This window comes from Stenotrophomonas sp. 116085_Sma (assembly GCF_056479585.1).
The window spans coordinates 771,580-791,372 of sequence record NZ_CM151057.1 but is presented as its reverse complement, the minus strand read 5'-3'; the positions used below and the strand labels follow the sequence as shown (position 1 = coordinate 791,372).

Annotated in this window: 21 protein-coding genes and 1 riboswitch; of the genes, 10 read left to right on the top strand and 11 right to left on the bottom strand. The window is 65.5% G+C overall.

What is annotated here, in order from left to right:
* Positions 1-205 precede the first annotated feature (205 nt).
* The 3 genes from ACZK0Z_RS03535 (at position 206) to ACZK0Z_RS03525 (ending at position 1,916) form a co-directional block, all read left to right on the top strand.
* Entirely contained in the window at positions 206-712 is a 507-nt protein-coding gene (locus ACZK0Z_RS03535; RefSeq protein ID WP_197632446.1) for a fimbrial protein, read from the top strand.
* Between the two features lie 63 nt (positions 713-775).
* On the top strand, positions 776-1,486 hold the full coding sequence (locus tag ACZK0Z_RS03530; protein ID WP_197632447.1) for a fimbria/pilus periplasmic chaperone: 711 nt from the start codon (positions 776-778) through the stop codon (positions 1,484-1,486).
* Between the two features lie 67 nt (positions 1,487-1,553).
* Positions 1,554-1,916, top strand: coding sequence for a DUF805 domain-containing protein (locus ACZK0Z_RS03525; protein ID WP_336339815.1), 363 nt, complete (start codon positions 1,554-1,556; stop codon positions 1,914-1,916).
* Positions 1,917-2,116: 200 nt separating this feature from the next.
* Here ACZK0Z_RS03525 and thiL read toward each other — a convergent pair whose 3' ends face one another.
* From thiL to ACZK0Z_RS03500, 5 genes are all read right to left on the bottom strand, one after another.
* Complete coding sequence (gene thiL / locus ACZK0Z_RS03520; protein WP_197632449.1) at positions 2,117-3,079, bottom strand: thiamine-phosphate kinase; 963 nt, start codon at positions 3,077-3,079, stop codon at positions 2,117-2,119.
* Positions 3,080-3,387: 308 nt separating this feature from the next.
* On the bottom strand, positions 3,388-3,867 hold the full coding sequence (nusB, locus tag ACZK0Z_RS03515) for a transcription antitermination factor NusB (RefSeq protein ID WP_049429500.1): 480 nt from the start codon (positions 3,865-3,867) through the stop codon (positions 3,388-3,390).
* Positions 3,864-4,331, bottom strand: coding sequence for a 6,7-dimethyl-8-ribityllumazine synthase (ribH, locus tag ACZK0Z_RS03510; protein WP_010481977.1), 468 nt, complete (start codon positions 4,329-4,331; stop codon positions 3,864-3,866). The genes nusB and ribH overlap by 4 nt, the downstream gene beginning before the upstream one ends.
* A 193-nt stretch (positions 4,332-4,524) precedes the next feature.
* Positions 4,525-5,625 carry a 3,4-dihydroxy-2-butanone-4-phosphate synthase gene (gene ribB, locus ACZK0Z_RS03505; RefSeq protein ID WP_049429499.1) on the bottom strand — a complete coding sequence of 367 codons (1,101 nt, stop codon included), beginning with the start codon at positions 5,623-5,625 and terminating at the stop codon, positions 4,525-4,527.
* Positions 5,622-6,224 (bottom strand): riboflavin synthase, encoded by a 603-nt coding sequence (locus ACZK0Z_RS03500; protein WP_197632450.1) that lies wholly within the window; start codon positions 6,222-6,224, stop codon positions 5,622-5,624. Before ACZK0Z_RS03500 ends, ribB begins: the two co-directional genes overlap by 4 nt.
* A 74-nt stretch (positions 6,225-6,298) precedes the next feature.
* A riboswitch (FMN riboswitch) is annotated at positions 6,299-6,444 on the bottom strand.
* A gap of 187 nt (positions 6,445-6,631) precedes the next feature.
* Here ACZK0Z_RS03500 and ACZK0Z_RS03495 point away from each other — a divergent pair.
* From ACZK0Z_RS03495 to ACZK0Z_RS03480, 4 genes are all read left to right on the top strand, one after another.
* Positions 6,632-7,252, top strand: coding sequence for an outer membrane beta-barrel protein (locus ACZK0Z_RS03495; protein WP_049429498.1), 621 nt, complete (start codon positions 6,632-6,634; stop codon positions 7,250-7,252).
* 153 nt (positions 7,253-7,405) lie between these two features.
* Entirely contained in the window at positions 7,406-8,290 is an 885-nt protein-coding gene (locus tag ACZK0Z_RS03490) for a hypothetical protein (protein ID WP_197632451.1), read from the top strand.
* Positions 8,291-8,469: 179 nt separating this feature from the next.
* Positions 8,470-9,486, top strand: coding sequence for a hypothetical protein (locus ACZK0Z_RS03485; protein ID WP_197632452.1), 1,017 nt, complete (start codon positions 8,470-8,472; stop codon positions 9,484-9,486).
* 8 nt (positions 9,487-9,494) lie between these two features.
* Positions 9,495-10,403 (top strand): hypothetical protein, encoded by a 909-nt coding sequence (locus ACZK0Z_RS03480; protein ID WP_049429495.1) that lies wholly within the window; start codon positions 9,495-9,497, stop codon positions 10,401-10,403.
* Between the two features lie 170 nt (positions 10,404-10,573).
* Here ACZK0Z_RS03480 and ribD read toward each other — a convergent pair whose 3' ends face one another.
* From ribD to ACZK0Z_RS03450, 6 genes are all read right to left on the bottom strand, one after another.
* Positions 10,574-11,659 carry a bifunctional diaminohydroxyphosphoribosylaminopyrimidine deaminase/5-amino-6-(5-phosphoribosylamino)uracil reductase RibD gene (gene ribD, locus ACZK0Z_RS03475; protein WP_197632453.1) on the bottom strand — a complete coding sequence of 362 codons (1,086 nt, stop codon included), beginning with the start codon at positions 11,657-11,659 and terminating at the stop codon, positions 10,574-10,576.
* 137 nt (positions 11,660-11,796) lie between these two features.
* On the bottom strand, positions 11,797-12,318 hold the full coding sequence (gene nrdR, locus ACZK0Z_RS03470) for a transcriptional regulator NrdR (RefSeq protein WP_004143350.1): 522 nt from the start codon (positions 12,316-12,318) through the stop codon (positions 11,797-11,799).
* Between the two features lie 158 nt (positions 12,319-12,476).
* Positions 12,477-12,908, bottom strand: a complete 432-nt coding sequence (locus ACZK0Z_RS03465) for a hypothetical protein (RefSeq protein ID WP_295547739.1) — start codon at positions 12,906-12,908, stop codon at positions 12,477-12,479.
* A gap of 110 nt (positions 12,909-13,018) precedes the next feature.
* On the bottom strand, positions 13,019-13,447 hold the full coding sequence (locus ACZK0Z_RS03460) for a hypothetical protein (RefSeq protein WP_049429492.1): 429 nt from the start codon (positions 13,445-13,447) through the stop codon (positions 13,019-13,021).
* A gap of 189 nt (positions 13,448-13,636) precedes the next feature.
* Complete coding sequence (gene glyA, locus ACZK0Z_RS03455) at positions 13,637-14,890, bottom strand: serine hydroxymethyltransferase (RefSeq protein WP_049429491.1); 1,254 nt, start codon at positions 14,888-14,890, stop codon at positions 13,637-13,639.
* A 187-nt stretch (positions 14,891-15,077) separates the two neighbouring features.
* The gene (locus tag ACZK0Z_RS03450; protein WP_279923869.1) at positions 15,078-15,539 is read right to left on the bottom strand and encodes an RcnB family protein; all 462 of its coding nucleotides are present in this window, start codon (positions 15,537-15,539) and stop codon (positions 15,078-15,080) included.
* Between the two features lie 253 nt (positions 15,540-15,792).
* On the opposite strand from ACZK0Z_RS03450, the gene ettA reads away from it, so the two are divergent.
* The 3 genes from ettA (at position 15,793) to ACZK0Z_RS03435 (ending at position 19,763) form a co-directional block, all read left to right on the top strand.
* Positions 15,793-17,457: an energy-dependent translational throttle protein EttA gene (ettA, locus tag ACZK0Z_RS03445; protein ID WP_005408049.1), complete on the top strand. Its 1,665-nt coding sequence runs from the start codon at positions 15,793-15,795 to the stop codon at positions 17,455-17,457.
* A 235-nt stretch (positions 17,458-17,692) separates the two neighbouring features.
* The gene (locus tag ACZK0Z_RS03440; protein ID WP_197632455.1) at positions 17,693-18,382 is read left to right on the top strand and encodes an outer membrane beta-barrel protein; all 690 of its coding nucleotides are present in this window, start codon (positions 17,693-17,695) and stop codon (positions 18,380-18,382) included.
* 64 nt (positions 18,383-18,446) lie between these two features.
* On the top strand, positions 18,447-19,763 hold the full coding sequence (locus ACZK0Z_RS03435; RefSeq protein WP_197632456.1) for an NCS2 family permease: 1,317 nt from the start codon (positions 18,447-18,449) through the stop codon (positions 19,761-19,763).
* Positions 19,764-19,793 lie beyond the last annotated feature (30 nt).

The window sequence follows — 19,793 nt, the reverse complement described above, 5'->3', positions numbered from 1 at the left end:
TGCGGAAACATGCAATTTGTTGCAAGCGGACTTGGAAACTGTTGCATCCAACCTGCAGCATTCTCCGAAGGCAAGCGCGGCCGAGTGGTTTGCAACATTTTGTATGGAATCGGTTTCGCACTGCACCGAGGATGGCGCCGCCCACGGCTCACCCCACATGCCGTTGCACCCGCACCACCCCATCACCCTTCAAGAGAGCATCACCATGCACCCCACTGTTTCCATCCTGGCCATCGCGCTTGCTGCAACGTTGTCCGTCTCCGCCCATGCCGCCGACCTGACCATCTCCGGTGAGATTGTCGAATCCACCTGCACGGCTGATATCGCCGGCGACGTGGACGTGGACATGGGCAAGATGGATCTGGTGGAGCTGAATGCCAACGACCGCATCGGCCGCCGCGATCTGGACGTCACGCTCGCCTGCCCGGGCTCCGGCGCGGCGCAGGAGCTGGCCGTGCGCTTCAGTGGCGTGGCCAACACCGACGGCAGCCTGGCGCTGACTGCTGCCAGTTCCGCTGTCGGCGTGGGCTACAAGATCTATGACAACGCCGACACCCAGCTGCGCATCAACACCGCACCGACCCGATTCGTGAATGTGCCGGCCGATGGCAGCGAAGTGCTCAAGCACAGCGTGTGGTTCAGCAAGACTGAAGCCGCTGCGCAGGCCGGTACGGCCCATGCCAGCGCGCAGATGGACATCGTCTACAAGTAAGTGCCTTGTCCTGCCGCCCAAGGAAGGGCGGCTCTTTTCCCTTTCCCCTCAGCGAGCGAGCCGATGAAACCCCATACACGTTTTGCGCTGTTGGTCCTGCTGATGGCAACAGCCGTACCCGTATCGGCGGCCGTCACGCTGCAGGGCACCCGTGTTGTCTACGACGGCGCCAAGGGCGCGGTGACCGTCACCGCCTCCAACCGCGGCCAGAAGGTGGCACTGGCCCAGGTCTGGCTGGACGATGGTGATATCCATGCAAAGGCCGGCAGTCAGAAAGTGCCGTTCGTGGTAACCCCCACCACCCGCCGCATCGATGCCGGGCGAAGCCAGGCCTACCGCCTCACCTATGCACCGATGGCCGGTACAGCGCTGCCGCAGGAGCGCGAATCACTGCTGTACTTCAATCTGCTGGACATCCCGCCGAAGCCGGAGGCGATGGAGGGCCGCAACGTGCTGCAGTTCGCGATGCGCACACGGGTGAAGCTGTTCTATCGCCCCGCCGGGCTGACCGGACATGCGCGTGACGCGGCAAATGCTCTGGTGTGGTCGCGCGATGGCGATGCGCTGCAGGTACACAACCCGAGTGCCTACCACGTGACCTTCAGCCGGGTGACGCTGCCCGATGGTCGAGCCGTAGAGGCGGACATGGTGGCACCGGGCATGCAGTTGCGACTGCCGTTGCCGGAAGGTGCTGCGGTTCCAGCTTCACTCAGCTTCCAGTGGCTGGACGACTACGGCACACCACGCGATGCACAGGCGCGCGTGCAGGGCTGACACTTCGCGCCGAGCGGGCCCGGCACAACCAACTCATTCCCAAAGAGAGAGCAGGATATTGCACAAGATGATGATCCCGTTGAAGCGCTATACGCAGTTCAACGGCCGCGCCAGCCGCAGCGAGTACTGGTGGTTCCAGTTGTTCATGATGATGTTTACGATTCCGTTGAACGTGCTGGGCTTCATTGCCGGCCACATCAACTCCACATCGCTGGCGTTGGTTTCATCCGGGCTGACAGTGGCGGTATGGCTGGCACTGGCACTGCCACTGATCGCGGTGACCATTCGCCGGCTACACGACACCGATCGTTCGGGCTGGTGGCTGCTGCTGATGTTGGTGCCGTTTGCCGGCTTGGCCGTGCTGGTGTTCATGCTGCTGCCCAGCATGCAGGGTGACAACCGGTTTGGCTCGCCGGTGCCGCACGTATAAGCGATTACGCCGGGCAATGCCCGGCGTTTCTGTTTGTCGCACCCCCGCTCTGGTAGGTGTCGACCTTGGTCGACACGAGGCTGGCAAGGAGGCCTGACAGATCAGTGCCAACCAAGGTTGGCACCTACCATGGCAACGCTCTGACGCCAAGCTGGGGTCAGAGCCCTTTGCGCTGCAAAGGGATCCGACCCCGCCATGCTTCAGGCGAAGTGCTGGTAACCACCATCGGCGGCTTCGCCATCCACATGCACGCCCTGCCCTTCGGCGATGCGGCCGATGCGGGTGAGCGGCAGGTCCAGCGATTCGGCCAGGTAATGCAGCGCGTCGCGCTGGTCGGCGGCGGCGGTGAAGCACAGTTCGTAATCGTCGCCACCACGCAGTGCGCATTCTCGGGCGGCTTCGCGGCCCAGCAACTCACGCAGCGCATTCGAGATCGGCAGCAGATCGGCATCGACATGCGCGGCCACCGCGCTGCGCGTGGCGATGTGGCCCAGGTCGGCCAGCAGGCCATCGGACACGTCCACCGCTGCATGCGCGAACGCCCGCAGGCGCAGGCCGAGGGTGACGCGCGGCATCGGTCGCAGCAGGCGCAGGCGCAGGCTTTCGTAGTCGGCAAGCAGCGTGGCGGTGGCCACGTTCAGCGCACCCTGCTGCCACAGGCGCAGCGCACCGGCGGCATCGCCCAGCGTGCCACTGACCCAGATATCGTCGCCCACCTGTGCACGGTCGCGGCGCAGTGCCTGGCCACGGCCGACCTGGCCCATCGCAGTGACCGACAGCGACAGCGGGCCGCGCGTGGTGTCGCCACCGATCAGCGCGATGTCGTGCTGGTCGGCGAGGGCGAAGAAACCGTCGGCGAAGGCTTCGATCCAATCCTCGCTCGCATCGGGCAATGACAGCGCCAGCGTGCACCACGCCGGGCGCGCGCCCATCGCAGCGAGGTCGGACAGGTTGACGGCCAGCGTCTTCCAGCCGATGTCGAACGCCGGGGTTTCGGCCGGGAAATGCACGCCGCTGTTGAGCGTATCGGCGGTGACCACCAGCTGTTCGTTTGCGCGCGGCTGCAGCAGCGCGGCGTCATCACCGATGCCGAGCAGGATGTCGTCGCGCTCGAGGGTGCGGGCGCGGATGCGGTCGATGAGGGCGAATTCGGCCAGGGACATGGGGCGCTCCGGCGGGTTGCATGGATGGGCGGCGGGCGCGGGTGGATCGTGCCGATGGGGGACAACCGATGGGAAACCGATCGGATGGAACCGGTGGGAATCCGACGGGGTAGAGTCGACTGTTAGTCGACTGCTCTCCCGTCCGACACCGCGACTGCTGATCGAAAGGCAGTCGACTAACAGTCGACTCTACCAAAGCAGGTTCCCGCGCCATTCGAAAATCAAAGCAGGTTCCCGCATCGTGCAACGGTCGAGCGGGTTTTCACCCATGCCAACCAAGGTTGGCATCCACCAGAAGCAGAAACGGGTCAGTGACCCGATTCGACCTTGCGCCATTCCACGGCCGCACGATCCAGCACACCATTGACGTAGGTGTGGCCGTGTTCGGAACCGAAGCGCTTGGCCGATTCGATGGCTTCGTTGATCACCACGCGGTACGGCACGTCCAGGCGGTAACGCAGCTCATAGGCGGCCAGGCGCAGCACCGCGCGTTCGATCGCGTCCACTTCCTCGATGCCGCGGTCCAGGTACGGGGCCAGGGCTTCGTCGATGTCACGACGGTTGTCGAGCACGCCATGCACCAGCGCTTCGAAGTACGCCAGGTCGGCGATTTCGCGAGCCTGCTCATGCGCGAACTGGGCGATCAGCGACTGGGCGTTGCCGCCGGAGATCTGCCAGGCATAGATGGCCTGCACGGCACGGCGGCGGGCGCGCGAGCGCAGCACCGGATCGACGCCATCGCGGCGGACGGGTTTACCGGAGGGCTTGCCCTGGGTGTTCTTGTTCATGGCAGCTGCTCCAGAAGATTGACCATTTCCAATGCGGCGAGTGCGACTTCCTCGCCCTTGTTGCCGTGGCTGCCGCCTGCGCGGGCCTCGGCGTCTTCAACGCGTTCCACCGCCAGCACACCGTTCAGCACCGGCACGCCGAAGTCCAGCTGCACGCGCATCAGGCCTTCGGCGCAGCGGTCGGCCACGTGTTCGTAGTGGCGGGTATCGCCACGGATCACGCAGCCCAGGGTGAGGATGGCGGCGTGTTCATGGGCGGCGGCCAGGCGCGCGGCCACCAGCGGCAGTTCCCAGGCACCCGGCACGCGGATCACGTCGATGTTGGCTTCGGTGATGCCGTTGCCGGCCAGGCTCTGGCGGGCGCCAGCGACCAGCGTATCGGTGATGCGGGCGTTCCAGCGGCTGGCCAGGATGGCGAAGCGCGCTGATTCGGGAGTGCGAAGATCGCCTTCGTAGTGGCTCATATGCGGCTTGGGGGACTCGATAAGGGGGTAATTCTAGCGTGGATGGGCCCCGGCCGTGGCTGGCGGGGACCTTGAGGGGGCCTGCTGTAGAGCCGAGCCATGCTCGGCTGCCCTGTCTGGCACCGGACCGGAGAACCCCGCGCTGGGCGCATGAGCCGAGCATGGCTCGGCTCTACAAGGGTTCCCCATGGCCTCAGCAGCCCACCGTCTCCACCACTTCCAGGCCGTACCCGGCCAGGCCGATCTGGCGGCGCGGGGTGCCCAGCACGCGCAGCTTGCCCAGGCCCAGGTCGGACAGGATCTGCGCGCCGGCACCGTTGCGGCGCCACTGGCTCACGTCCTTGTCCTTGCCCGGCACTACCGGCGCCGCCTGCTGGCGCAGGCGGGCCAGCAGGGCCTCGCCATCACGCGGCGCCTGCAGCACCACCATCACGCCACTGCCTTCGGCATCGATGGCACGCAGGGCATCGGTGGCGGCCACGCCGAAATCATCGCGACGCCAGTGCAGCAGGTCGGCCAGCGGGTTTTCCACCTGCACCCGCACCAGGGTGGGGGTGTCGGCGTCCGGGGTACCACGCACCAGGGCGAAATGCAGGTCGTGGGCGATGCGGTCGCGGTAGGTCACCAGCTTGAACGGGCCGAATTCGGTATCGATGTCGCGCTCGTCGACGCGCTCGACGGTCTTTTCGGTGGCCAGGCGGTAGGCGATCAGGTCGGCGATGGAGCCCATCTTCAGGCCGTGCTCGCGGGCGAAAACTTCCAGCTCCGGGCGGCGCGCCATGCTGCCGTCGGGGTTCAGGATCTCAACCAGCACGCCGGCCGGTTCCAGCCCGGCCAGCATGGCCAGGTCCACGCCGGCCTCGGTGTGGCCGGCGCGGGTGAGCACGCCGCCCGGCTGGGCGATCAGCGGGAAGATGTGGCCCGGCTGGTGCAGGTCGGCCGGCTTGGCGTTGGGCTTTACTGCGGTGCGGATGGTGTGCGCACGGTCATGCGCGGAAATGCCGGTGGTGACACCCTCGGCCGCCTCGATGCTGACGGTGAAGTTGGTCTGGAACTGCGCGGTATTGGCCTGCACCATCGGCGCCAGGCCCAGATCGGCCGCGCGCGTGCGGGTGAGCGGCAGGCACACCAGGCCACGGCCGTGGGTGACCATGAAATTGATGTCGCTGGCCTTCACCAGCTCGGCGGCCATGATCAGGTCGCCTTCGTTCTCGCGGTCTTCGTCATCGACGATGACCACCATGCGGCCCAGGCGGATGTCTTCCAGGATTTCGGGGATGGGTGCGAAGTTCATGCGCGGGCTCCTTCACCCAACAACCGCTCGACATACCGAGCGACCAGATCGATTTCCAGGTTCACCGCGCTGCCCACGCCGGTAGCGGAAAACGCGGTGTTGGCCACGGTGTGCGGAATGAGGGCGACTTCGAAGCCTTCATCGTCCACTTCGTTGACGGTGAGGCTGACGCCGTCCACGCAGATCGAGCCCTTCTTGGCGATGTAGCGGCGCAGCGAGGCCGGCGCGGCGAAGCGCCAGCGCTGGGCGCGCGCATCTTCGTGGATGGACAGCACCTGGCCCAGGCCATCGACGTGGCCGCTGACCAGATGGCCGCCCAGGCGGTCGGTCGGGCGCATGGCGCGCTCCAGGTTGATGACCGCGCCCTCGCCCAGCTGGCCCAGCGTGGTCAGGCCCAGGGTCTCGGTGGAGGCATCAGCCTGGAAGCTGCAGGCGTCGAATGCGATGACGGTGAGGCAGACGCCGTTGATGGCAATGCTCTCGCCCATCTGCACGTTGTCAAACGGCAGCGTCCCGACATTGAAAGTGAAGCGGACATCGCCGCCAATGGGTTCGCGAGCGGCCAGACGGCCGACGCCTTCGATGATTCCAGTAAACAAGTAACGTTCTCCGCGGAATGTGAGCGAAAAACGCCGCAAGGCAAACAGGCGCACGCAGGGCATGAGCCCTGTGGCACCGTCTTCTTTCATCCGGACTATGACCGTCGGCTCCGGCATTGGACCGGATCTGCTGACCCCCGGCCGTGGGCCGGGGCGCTCGCGGGCTCGTGCTTGCGCACCTACCGCCGGTGGGGAGTTGCACCCCGCCCTGAAGACGTTTGTGTACCGGCGAACCGGCGTAGCCAGTGTAACAGCCCGGGCTGAACGGGGTCGGATGCCACAGCTGTGACGCCCGTCGCTCGCAATTTGTAAAACTTTCATTAAAATTCTGCCTCGGACGACATGATGTCGCCACGGGCAGCCGCAAGGGCAGGCCCGCCAATGGACTGAAATTCACAGGAATTCCCATGCGCAAGATCCTGATTGTGGCCGCCCTGCTGGCCGCCGCCCCGTTCACCGCGTCGGCCGACGCCCTGAGCTACACCTACGTTGAAGGTGGCTGGACGCAGGTCAAGGTTGACGACAACGCACTGGACGACCCCAAGGTCGACGGCGGCTACCTGCGTGGTTCGGTCGCGCTGGCCGAACAGGTCTACGTCTTCGGCGGCTGGTCGCGTACCAGCAAGACCCGCCATTACGGCGAAGATTCGCTGAAGCTGGAACTGAACCAGCCGGAGCTGGGCATTGGTTACCACATGCCGTGGTCCGACCGCGTGGACTTCACCGCCGATGCCGCCTGGGTGCGCCAGAACGCCGAATCGACCCTGCGCTATGACGGCGTGCGTTACCACGGCAAGGACCACACCAACCTGGGCCGCGTCACCATGGGTATCCGCGGCAAGCCGTCGCGCATGACCGAAGCCTGGGCCAAGGCCGGCTACATGGATGGCGGCAACAACTTCAAGGGCACCTGGGTCGGTACCGTCGGCGGCCAGATCAACTTCACCAAGACCTGGGGCCTGGTGGGCGAGATCTCCGGCTACCGCGACGTCACCCAGTACTCGGTGGGCGTGCGCGCCAGCTTCTGATCCAACGATCGCTCCTCGTCGTGCGATCGAACGGGCCCCGCAAGGGGCCCGTTTTTTTTGGCCGCTGCACACCGGCACGTGGCCGCGTGGCGCCATCGAAAGTGCAGGCAGATGCGCTAGTCTTGCGCGCCTCTGGAACAGGAAACCACCGTCATGAAGACGCTCACCCGTAGCTTGCTGACCAGCGCCGTGCTGTGCGCCCCGCTGTTTGCCAGTGCCGCCCCGGCCCCGCTGACGCCCGAACAGGCCTTCGACCTGTACGCGCGCACCCTGCTGGAAGACGACGCGGCCGCCACCCGCACGCTCAACGATGCGCTGAAGCCAGCCTTCGAAGGCCAGGACGCCGTGACCCCGACCCCGGGTGCCCTGGCCAAGGCCCTGGCCGAGCCGTGGCAGACCGTGCTGGCCAGCGCCGGTGACAAGACCGACGCCGCCGCCACCGAAGCGCTGTACGCCAAGGCCCTGCGCGATTCGAAGTGCCGCGCGACCAAGAGCGTGATCGAAGACAACGAATACGTTGAAAACCAGAAGCTGGCGCGCATCAGCTTCAGCTGCCAGGTGCCCGACCTGGGCAAGGTGCGCCCGCTGTTTGCTGCCAGCCTGGCCGCCGATGCCAGCCCAGCCTCGCGCAGGCAGTTCACCGATGCCTATACCCAGGCGCTGCAGAGCGGCGCGCGCGTGCCGGTCAGCGGCACCTTCACCCTGTACCCGGCCAAGGACAACGGCTATTGGTACAGCGGTAATTTCGATGACCTGGTGGGCACCGTGGCCGGCGCACTGGCCCCGTTCGAGGACTGGATGCAGGACGTGGAGGCCGCCAGCGCACCGAAGGTAACCGGCGTACCGGGCTGCGACCTGCTGCTGCAACAGCACCGCGCCTGCGTGGCGAAGATCGCGCCGGACCAGATCAGCGGCGTGGATGCGATGGCCGAGGAACTGAAGGCCAAGGCACAGGTGCAGTCGGCCGAGGAGATGACGCAGGAGTGCAAGGCACTGCGCCCGATCGCCGAGATGATGTGGACTGACGAATGCGCGTGAGGCGGTAAGCGATATCGCCGGGCCATGCCCGGCATTACGCCGCTGCCGTCAGCCTTCGGCGGCAGTGCCGGTATGGTGTGACAGAGAGTCCGGGCAACCTTCACGATGCCTGGGAGGGGCCTGCCGGCGAAGGTGGCGCGCGGACGGCCAGATATCCTCGATGCCACCAAGGCACGCGCATGCAGTCCACCGCCATCCCGACTGCGCAGGAACAAGGTCCTCTGGAGGCAGTGCGACTCGCTGAGTCGAACGGCCAAAGTCCGCGCCCCGTGAACCCGGCGCCGTGGGTCTGGAATTTCGGATTTCTTGCATGGACCCAGGGTCCACGTACAGGGATCCTCGCGTTCCATTCCACGCGACGCGGCCATGCCATGCTGAAACCGATCATCACCGGATTGCTCGGCACGTCGCTGTCGGCGACCGCCGCGCCCACGGGCGCACTCTCGCTGGAAGAGACCTTTGACGCGTACGTACGCGTAGTCACCCAGGATGACGAGCGAGCCCGAACCGCACTGAGGGAGAGCCTGCAGACAGCCAGTAAACATGCGTTCCCCGGAATCGGGGATACCGTAGACGCGCTCCATATCCATCAAGGCCCTGCGCTGGGAAGCAATGACCCCATTGCCATGGCTGTCAAAGCCAGGTGGCACTCCATCCATTGCAAAGAGGTCGAGCGCGCCGATAGCGGCTCTCCCGATCGTGTGACGATCCGCTACCATTGCGGGGTTCCAGACGTCTCCAGCTTCTTCGCGACCTATCGCGAGCATCGCGAACAATTCGTGGCCGTGGATGCAGTCGCGTCCATCCAACCCGCGAAAATGGCATTTGCCCAAGTGCTGACCCAAGCTCCCAACAGCACGTTCGACACCACGGCCGAGTTCTTCCGTGCTGGCGAAGGCGGTCCCTGGGCCAGTACCGACATGATGTTCCTCGGGCTGGCGCTGCTTCAGAAGATGCTGCCGTTCCGGGAATGGAATGAGCGCATCGAGGCAGAGTCCATCACTGCCCGTACGGGCATTCCTGCGTGTGACCTGCTGCTTGACGCACGACTGAAAGCCGCACGGATTCACGACTCCGTCGATCCCTCATCAGACGACGCGACCTTTCAGAATGTCCTGGAAGAGACGGTCAGCGGGATGGGACCCAACGAGGCTCGCGCGCACTGCCGTGCACTCCAGGAACGCCACCGACCATGAGTCCACCCATGAAAATGATGCGACTGCTCGTACTGACCTGCGCGCCACTCTCTGCCCTGGCCTCGCCCGATGCATCCACGCAGCGTGCGGATGCGCTGCCGTCGGGCGAGATCACCGCAGGTATTGACGCCAATTTCCAGCTTTATCTTTCGCTTCTGCTCGCTGCCGACCCGGTTGCCCGCCGCACCCTCGACGCGCAGTGGAAGGGTACGTTCCAGCCCCCAGGCTATCTCGATCGGCTGCAGGAAGTGCGAGCGCGCATTGGCGATGACGAGGCCGCCGAACGCTTCCTGGTGCCTGCTGGCTTTGAATCACCCGGCATCGGCGCTGCATCGCTGGACAGGCTGGGCCGCGTGACCTGTACCGCACTATCCACCCGCGCCGGCCCCACCGCCAATACAGCGACGTTGTCCTATCGCTGCTCTGTCCCCGACCTGACTCCACTGTACGCCAGGTACCGGGAGGCAACAAAGGCAGGTTCCAGGGCTGCGGCTCCCGCCGAGATGGCCGACATCTTCCGTCGCCAGGTCAGGATACTGAGGGGATCAGGATCGCGCAGCATTTCCGGGGATCTGGAGTTCTTCCGACATGGCCAGGGCGCATGGCTCAGCCGCAGTGCCAACAGCCTGGAAGCGAAGCTGCTCGACGCCTTCATTCCCTACCACGGCTGGGACCGGCGCATGCTGGAGGAGGAAGCGCCCAGGCTCACAGGATCGGTTGCATGTGACTGGCCGCTGCATCGGCTCCGCAACTGCGTGAGCCAGCAGGCACCGCATCGCATCGGTCATTTCAATGCGCTCCAGGCCGAAATACTGGATGCGGCGAAAGGCATGGATGAGCACCAGCTATTGACCTACTGCAACAACCAGGTATCGCCCCATCTTCATTTCGAATACAGCGGCCTGACATGCCCATGAAACAGGGCCCGGCAAGGTGCACGTGCGGTCAGGGCTGATGAACTACGCGTACGGCAAATGCCTGGGAGGCCATTGGAGACCTGTGAGCCTTGCAACATGCGCAGCGATCATTCGCCCCGCCAACCTTGATGCCACATCCGGCGGGTACGACGCGACATGATCGGCTTGCGTTACGGCCGCAGCAGCAGACGCATGTCCTCACCCACCTGGCGTTGATCCACCACGCGCAGCCGGTGCTGCTGGGCCATCGCCTCGATGCCGAGGCCAGCCAGCAGCGGGCGGCCGGTATCGCCCAGCAGCGTCGGCGCCTGGTAGAGCAACAACTCATCCACCCAGCCGCCGCGCAACAGTGCACCGGCCAGGGTGGCTCCAGCCTCGGTATGCACTTCGTTGATGCCACGCTCGGCCAGCAGGACCAGCACCGCACCAAGGTCCAAACTGCCACCGCTGCCCGGCACGCTGGCAAATTCGGCGTCGGCCGCATCCGGTGCGCTTACTGCTGCGTCATGCAGGTACAACGTCGGTGCCCCACCCTCGCGCACACGGCTGCATTCCAGCGAACGCAGGCGCGAATCCAGCACCACGCGCAGCGGCGGCATGACCTCGGTATCGGCCAGACGCACGGTCAGCATCGGGTCGTCGGCCAGCACGGTGTCAGCGCCGGTCAGGATCGCGCCGGCGCGAGCACGCCAGTGCTGCACATCCTCGCGCGCGGCCGGGCCGGTAATCCACTTGGAGCTGCCATCGGCCATCGCGGTGCGGCCATCCAGGCTGGCGGCCAGCTTCACCCGCAGCCACGGGCGGTTGCGCTCCACGCGCGACAGGTAACCCTTGTTGAGCTCGCGCGCCTGCGCAACCATCAGCCCTTCGTCGACATCGATGCCGGCGTTGCGCAGCAGATCGAAGCCACCGCCATCGACCTTCGGGAACGGATCGCGCATCGCCGCAACCACGCGCGACACACCCGCTTCGATCAGCGCCAGCGCGCAGGGCGGCGTGCGCCCGTAATGCGCACAGGGTTCCAGGGTGACGTAGGCGGTGGCACCGCGTGCTTCGCTGCCGGCCTCGCGCAGAGCGAACACTTCGGCATGCGGGCCGCCCGCGCGTTGGTGCCAGCCCTGCCCGACCACGCGTTCGCCATGGGCGATCACGCAGCCGACCATCGGATTGGGGCGGGTGGTGTAGGCGGCAAGCTCGGCCAGGCGCAGTGCGTTGGCCATGTGCAGGTGGTCGAGGACGGAGAACGAGGTGCTCATGCCACCATGGTAACGCTGACGGTGTAGATCCACGCCATCAGTGCCAACCAAGGTTGGCACCCACCAGAGCAAAGTAGATCCACGCCACGCGTGGATGGGTGTCTCCGCGCCAACCAAGGTTGGCAATTACCGGGGCGTCAGCCCTTCTTCTTCTTGGTCAGGGCGATCACGTCGCCCAGCAGCTGCAGCTGTTCGGTACTGGACGGCAGGTCACGTTCCAGCTTCTCGATCTCCTCGCGGAAATCAGCTACGTCCTCGAAGCTGCGGTACACCGACGCAAACCGCACGTAGCCCACGTGATCGAGCTTGCGCAGTTCGTTCATCACGAACTCGCCGACCTTGATCGAAGGCACTTCGCGCTCGCCACTGATACGCAGCTGGTGCACCACCGCGCGCACCGCCGCTTCAATCTTGTCTTCGGCCACCGCACGCTTCTGCAGCGCGCGGTCAAAACCCGCCCGCACCTTGCGCTGGTCGAACGCCTCGCGGGTGCCATCGCTCTTGACGATCGCAGGCAGCTTCAGCTCGACCGTTTCCATGGTGCTGAAACGCTCGCCGCAGGCTTCGCACTCACGCCGACGGCGAATCGTCGCGCCGTCTTCAGAGACGCGCGAGTCGATGACCCGGGTATCGGCATGTTGGCAGAAGGGGCAATGCATGGAACGCCTGGCTCAGGGGGCAACCTAGATGCCACGGTCATGGCAGCGTCGCAAAGGTACCTGAGAAGGCGTTCAGCAGCAAATGCTGTCTGCGCAGAAGTGCCTGCGCAGCGCGCCCAGCGCGCGCGTGGCGGGAGGCTCAGCCCGCCTTGCCGACATCAGGGGGCAGACCGTCCCCAGCGCAGCCACGCCAGGTGCCCCGCCATCACCAGCAACGGCGGGCCAAGCCCAAAGAAGGCCAGCGTCGTTATCTCACCATGCTTGAAGGTGAAATACAGCGTGGCGGCGACCACGCCCAGCGCGGCGAAGGTCCCCAGCAGCAGCCCAATCCATGCAACACACGGGGATTGGCGCAGACGATCGCGGCCGCGCCACAGGAAGAGCCCGGTCAGCCACATCCAGGACAACAGACCGAGAAGCCCGGCCAGCGACCACAGCACGATCACCGTGGGCTCGTTGCCGGACAGGTACTTGCCATCCATTACGAAAATCAGGCCCAGCACCGCCACGGTGCCGCCCGCCGCCGCGGTGGGCAGGCCCACCAGCAGACCCGCTATCCCCATCCATCGTTTGTGCTGCTGCTCATCCATAGGCTCGACTCTCCTTGCTGACGTCAAGGGCTTCGTGGCTGCTGTGGCTCCTGACGCCTCAACCATGCCTGCGAAGCGGACTGCGAGCAAGTTCCCGCGCAGACTGCCATTTACTCCACCACCTCCTTCTTTGTCAGCCATCGGAGGTGGCAGACAAGGGTCAACCACGGGGCGCCCAAGGCTATGGACACAGGCAGAAACAGCATGCCAAACGGTCCAACCACTATGTACATGGCACACCCGGCCTGCATGGCGCATATCAACCCCATCGCACTCAGCGGCTCCGAGTTTTCCCGTAGCCCGGCGGTGCCGCGCTCATGCCACGCATTGATCAGCCTGTAAATGAAAGACAGGGCAAGCAACGAGAGCAGGGCCCACAGCGCAATCATTGACAGAAATACAACACTGCCACGAAGAAGAGCTCCCCAGGTCATCAAGAATGCGAAATAAAAACTGAAAAGAACCAGGGGAACGGACAACAGCCAAAAGTGTAGAGCAAGAAGAATCGACTGCTTGGCAGGTGGATGGCGCATGGTCATGACCCTTGAGGCGATTACACGAGCCTGAGACCCCGCCGTCAGCTAAGCCATACGATTATTCTGAAAAAGTATCAATCGGATACTGGGGTCAGAGCCCTTCCCTGCGGGAAGGGATCCGACCCCTGCGTCGATCCGGGTTGCGGGGTCGGATCCCTTTCCGCATGGAAAGGGCTCTGACCCCTGCTTCGATCAGCCGTAGACCGGGTACTTGCGGCACTGCGCGCTGACCGCATCGCGCACGCGGGCGATGACGGCTTCATCGGTCGGTGCGTCGAGCACATCGGCGATCCAGTTGGCCAGGTCCACGCAGTCCTGTTCCACGTAGCCGCGGGTGGTCACCGCCGGGGTGCCCAAGCGCAGGCCCGAGGTCACGAACGGCGAACGCGGGTCGTTCGGCACCGAGTTCTTGTTGACGGTGATGTGCGCCTTGCCCAGTGCAGCTTCCGCATCCTTGCCGGACACGTCCTTGCCGATCATGTCGACCAGCATCAGGTGGTTCTGGGTGCCACCGGAGACGATCTTGTAGCCGCGCGCGATGAGCGTGTTGGCCATCGCCTGGGCGTTCTTCACCACCTGCTGCTGGTAGGCCTTGAAGCCCGGTTCCAGCGCTTCCTTGAAGGCCACGGCCTTGCCGGCGATGACGTGCATCAGCGGACCGCCCTGGATGCCCGGGAACACGATCGACTGCAGCTTCTTGACCAGGTCTTCGTCGGCGCCCTTGGCGACGATGATGCCGCCGCGCGGGCCGCGCAGGGTCTTGTGGGTGGTCGAGGTGACCACGTGCGCGTGTTCCAGCGGGCTCGGGTAGACGCCGGCGGCGACCAGGCCGGCGACGTGCGCCATGTCCACGAACAGGTAGGCACCGACCTTGTCGGCGATGGCGCGGAAGCGCGCCCAGTCGATCACCTGCGAGTAGGCCGAGAAACCAGCCACGACCATCTTCGGCTTGTGCTCCAGGGCCAGGCGCTCGACTTCGTCGTAGTCGATCAGGCCCTGGTCGTTCACGCCGTACTGCACGGCGTTGAACAGCTTGCCCGAGGCATTCACCTTGGCACCGTGGGTGAGGTGGCCGCCGTGGGCCAGGCTCATGCCGAGGATGGTGTCACCCGGCTGCAGCAGCGCGAAGTACACGGCCTGGTTGGCCTGCGAACCGCTGTGCGGCTGCACGTTGGCGTAATCGGCGCCGAACAGCTGCTTGAGGCGGTCAATCGCCAGCTGCTCGGCGATGTCCACGTATTCGCAGCCACCGTAGTAGCGCTTGCCCGGGTAGCCTTCGGCGTACTTGTTGGTCAGCTGGCTGCCCTGCGCTTCCATCACCGCCGGGCTGGTGTAGTTCTCGCTGGCGATCAGCTCGACGTGGTCTTCCTGGCGCTGGGTCTCAGCGGCGATGGCCTTGGCCAGTTCGGGATCGTAGGATTCGATGCGGACGTCACGCGGGAACATCGGGTACTCCAGCAGGCAGGGAAAGGGGGTACGACTCAGCCCTCGATTGTAGCCCCGCACCGGCCTGCTGGGGCCGAAACAGACGGGGCCGGCATCCCCGAAGGAATCCGGCCCCGTATGGTTTCGATTGATGGTGTGGGGTCAGAGCCCTTTCCGTTGGAAAGGGATCCGACCCCGGCCGCGATCCTCAGCGCCCGCTGAGCACGTACTGGGCGATCACGCCGGTGGCGATGGCCACCAGCAGCATGTTGCCGCGGTCGTCGCGGATCCAGTGATGCCCGTACGGCGGGCGTCGCAGGTGGTAGCGCGGGTAGTCGTTCACCACGTAGACCGGGCCACGGTAGTAGTCGCGGTAGGGGGAACCGACCCGCCAGCCGTAGCCGCCATAGCGCGGCGGCGGCGGTGCCGGACGATAGACCACGCGCGGCGGCGCCGGGCGGTAGTAGCGGTCATGGTCGCGGTGCCACTCGCGGCGATCCTGGCGGTAGTCGCGCCGGGCCTCGCGGCGGTCGCGCTCCCAGTCACGGCGGTCCTGGCGCCACTCACGGCGATCCTCCCGCCACTCGCGGCGGTCATGGTCGCGACCGCGATGGTCATTGTCGGCGAAGGCCGGGGCCACGGCGCCGGCCATTACTCGATTGATGCGCATGTCAGACCTCTGCTCGGGTGGGTGGTGAGCCCATATTGCGCATACGATCTGAACCGTTTCCGGCTGGAAACGCTTCCCGCTGCGGGACTGTGACGGAGTATTCAGGCGATAGCCAGCCCGGCGGCGCCACCCGGGCGCGGCCCGGAACCGGTTCCGGCTATAATTGGCGGTATTCCATTTCAGTCTGTGCCCACTGCCGCAACGGGATCTTCCCGTGACGGACCGGGCGCAGGGCCGCGCCTACGGAGACCGCATGTCCTCGCAATACATCTACACCATGAACCGCGTGTCCAAGGTGGTCCCGCCCAAGCGGCAGATCATCAAGGACATCTCGCTGTCCTTCTTCCCGGGCGCGAAGATCGGCCTGCTGGGCCTGAACGGCGCCGGCAAGTCCACCGTGCTGAAGATCATGGCCGGCGTGGACACCGATTTCGAGGGCGAAGCCCGCCCGCAGCCGGGCATCAAGGTCGGCTACCTGGCGCAGGAACCGGAGCTGGACCCGACCAAGACCGTGCGTGAAGCGGTGGAGGAAGGCGTGGGCGAAGTGCTGCAGGCCCAGGCCGCGCTGGAAGCGGTGTACGCCGCCTACGCCGAGGAAGGCGCCGACTTCGACGCGCTGGCCAAGGAACAGGAGCGCCTGGAGGCGATCCTGGCCGCCGGCGATGCGCACACCCTGGAAAACCAGCTGGACGTGGCGGCCGATGCGCTGCGCCTGCCGCCGTGGGATGCCATCGTCGGCAAGCTGTCCGGTGGTGAGAAGCGCCGCGTGGCGCTGTGCCGCCTGCTGCTGCAGAAGCCGGACATGCTGCTGCTGGACGAACCGACCAACCACCTCGACGCCGAGTCGGTGGAATGGCTGGAGCAGTTCCTGGCGCGCTACACCGGCACCGTGGTGGCCGTTACCCATGACCGCTACTTCCTGGACAACGCCGCCGAGTGGATCCTGGAACTGGACCGCGGCCGCGGCATTCCGTGGAAGGGCAACTACACCGACTGGCTGACCCAGAAGGACGAGCGCCTGAAGCAGGAAGACAACCAGGAAAAGGCTCGCCAGAAGGCGATCCAGAAGGAACTGGAGTGGTCGCGCCAGAACGCCAAGGGCGGCCGCACCAAGGGCAAGGCCCGTCTGGCCCGCCTGGAAGAGCTGCAGTCGGTCGATTACCAGAAGCGCAACGAGACCAATGAAATCTTCATCCCGCCGGGCGAGCGCCTGGGCAATGCGGTGATGGAGTTCAAGAACGTCTCCAAGAAGTTCGGCGACCGCCTGCTGTTCGACAACCTGAGCTTCCTGGTGCCGGCCGGCGCCATCGTCGGCATCATCGGCCCGAACGGTGCCGGTAAGTCGACCCTGTTCAAGATGATCACCGGCCAGGAAAAGCCGGATACCGGCGAGATCGTGGTCGGCCCGACCGTGAAGCTGTCCTACGTGGACCAGAGCCGCGACGCGCTGGAAGGCAACCACAACGTCTTCCAGGAAATCGCCGGCGGCCTGGACATCCTCAACATCAACGGCATCGAGATCCAGTCGCGCGCCTACATCGGCCGCTTCAACTTCAAGGGCCAGGACCAGCAGAAGATGGTCGGTTCGCTGTCCGGTGGTGAGCGTGGCCGCCTGCACATGGCCAAGACCCTGCTGCAGGGTGGCAACGTGCTGCTGCTCGACGAACCGTCCAACGACTTGGACATCGAAACGCTGCGTGCGCTGGAAGATGCGCTGCTGGAGTTCCCGGGCAACACCTTCGTCATTTCGCATGACCGCTGGTTCCTGGATCGCATCGCGACCCACATCCTGGCGTTCGAAGGCGACTCGCACGTGGAGTTCTTCCAGGGCAACTACCGCGAGTACGAAGAAGACAAGCGCCGCCGCATGGGCGACGACGCGGCGCCGAAGCGCCTGCGCTTCAAGGCGCTGAAGTAAGCCGCACCGCAGGAAACGAAAGGCCGCGCTCGCGCGGCCTTTCGTCTTTCAGGCCTTCCTGTCGCCAGTTTTTCAAGGTGTTTTCGCCGGTCGGAATTCAACCGCTGATGAACGTCCGAGCCCAAACAGGCGTGAAACCCTGTCGCAGTCTCGCTTTGCAATTCGTTGTATGTATTCACTCGCCCACATCGGTTTTCCTACGCGCCCGCTTCATCCCCCAACGCAGGAAACCGCAATGAAAACACTGATCATCACCACGGCAGCCCTGCTGCTGTCGGGCACCGCCACGGCCGCAACCACCGACTGGGAAGGCTACTACTTCGGCGTGCAGGCGTCGCACGGCGAAGGCCACAGCAAGGACCGCAGCAACGCCAACGCATCGGAGAAGAGCATCCGCGGCTTCACCGGCGGCGTGCAGGGCGGCCGCCGCTGGCAGTTCGACAACAACATCGTGGTGGGCCTGGAAGGTTCGCTGTCCTTCGGCAACGTCGCGCGCGACTGGAAGGACCGCGAGCAGCACCAGTACAGCCCGTACCACGGCAAGGATGCAGTGACCCGCGCAGGCGCCGTTGATGTGACGCTGGGCCGCGCGATGGGCCGCTGGCTGCCCTACGTCGGTGCCGGCGTGACGGTGGCCCGGCAGGAATTCACACTGGGCTGCGACAAGTCGCTGGTGGAGGCCACCAACGGCTGCCGCGTGGCCGAATCCGAGACCCGCGCCTCGCACGTGTCCACCGGCGCCCACGCCACGGCAGGCGTGCTGTACCGCTTCAACGACCGCCTCTCGGCCGGTGCCGAGTACCGCTACACCCACCTGGGTTCCAGCCCGGTGACCCTGGAAGATCCCAACTACCCGGCTGCGGCCCGTCGCAGCTTCCATACCGACTACAGCAGCGTTACGCTGAAGTTGAACTACCACTTCTAACCGCCTGGCGACGTACCCGCAGGTCCCCAGGGGCGGCAGGGTGTGCAGGCATGAGAGATCTGCGATGTCCCTGTTCGAGCGCCTGTTCCAGCTGCAGCAGCACGGCACCACCGTGCGCACCGAACTGCTGGCCGGTGTCACCACCTTCCTGACGATGTCCTACATCGTCTTCGTGAACCCCGAGATCCTCGGCACCACCGGCATGGATGCCGGCGCGGTGTTCGTGGCCACCTGCCTGGCCGCCGCGCTGGGTTCGGCGGTAATGGTGCTGGCCGCCAACTTCCCGGTGGGCATGGCGCCTGGCATGGGCCTGAACGCGTTCTTCGCCTTCACCGTGGTCGGCGCCGCCGGCCTGCCCTGGCAGCAGGCGCTCGGTGCGGTGTTCATTTCCGGCCTGGTGTTCCTGGTGCTGTCGCTGACCGGTGTGCGCGCATGGCTGGTGTCGGGCATTCCCTCATCGCTGCGCTCGGCCATCGTGGCCGGTATCGGCCTGTTCCTGGCGATCATCGCGCTGCAGAAGTCCGGCGTGATCGTCGGCAATGAAGACACGCTGGTGGCGCTGGGTCCGTTGAACACGGCGCCGCCGCTGCTGGCGCTGGCCGGCTTCCTGCTGATCGCGGTACTGGAAGCACGGCGCATCCGTGGTGCGATCCTGATCGGCATCCTGGCCGTGACCGGCGCGGGCTGGGCGCTGGGCGACGTGCAGTACCAGGGCCTGGTTTCGCTGCCGCCGAGCCTGGCCCCGACCTTCCTGCAGCTGGACCTGCCGGGCCTGCTGCACCATGACGGCGGCGCACCGATCGCCGTGCTGCTGCAGGTGGTGCTGGTGTTCGTGCTGGTGGAAGTGTTCGATGCCACCGGCACGCTGTATGGCGTGGTCGGCCGTGCCGGCCTGCTGAAGCTGCCGGGCGCGCAGAAGCGTTTCGGCCGCGCGCTGCTGGCCGACAGCACCGCGATTGTTGCAGGCTCGCTGCTTGGCACCAGCAGCACCACCGCCTTCGCTGAAAGCGCCTCTGGCGTGCAGGTGGGCGGCCGCACCGGCCTGACCGCTTTGGTGGTGTCGGCCCTGTTCCTGGCGGCACTGCTGTTCTCGCCGCTGGCAGCGATGGTGCCCAGCTATGCCACCGCACCGGCGCTGCTGTTCGTCGCCGGCCTGATGCTGCGCGAGCTGGTGGAAGTGGACTGGAGCGACCTGACCGAATCGGTGCCGGCGGCCCTGTGTGCGCTGGCGATGCCGTTCACCTACTCGATTGCCAACGGCCTGGCGTTCGGCTTCATCGCCTATGCCGCGCTGAAGGCCGGCACCGGGCGCTGGCGCGAAGTGCATCCGGCGGTGTGGCTGGTGGCGGTGCTGTTCACCCTGCGCTACGCGCTGGAATGACCGTTGAGTGGGGTCAGAGCCCATTGCGAT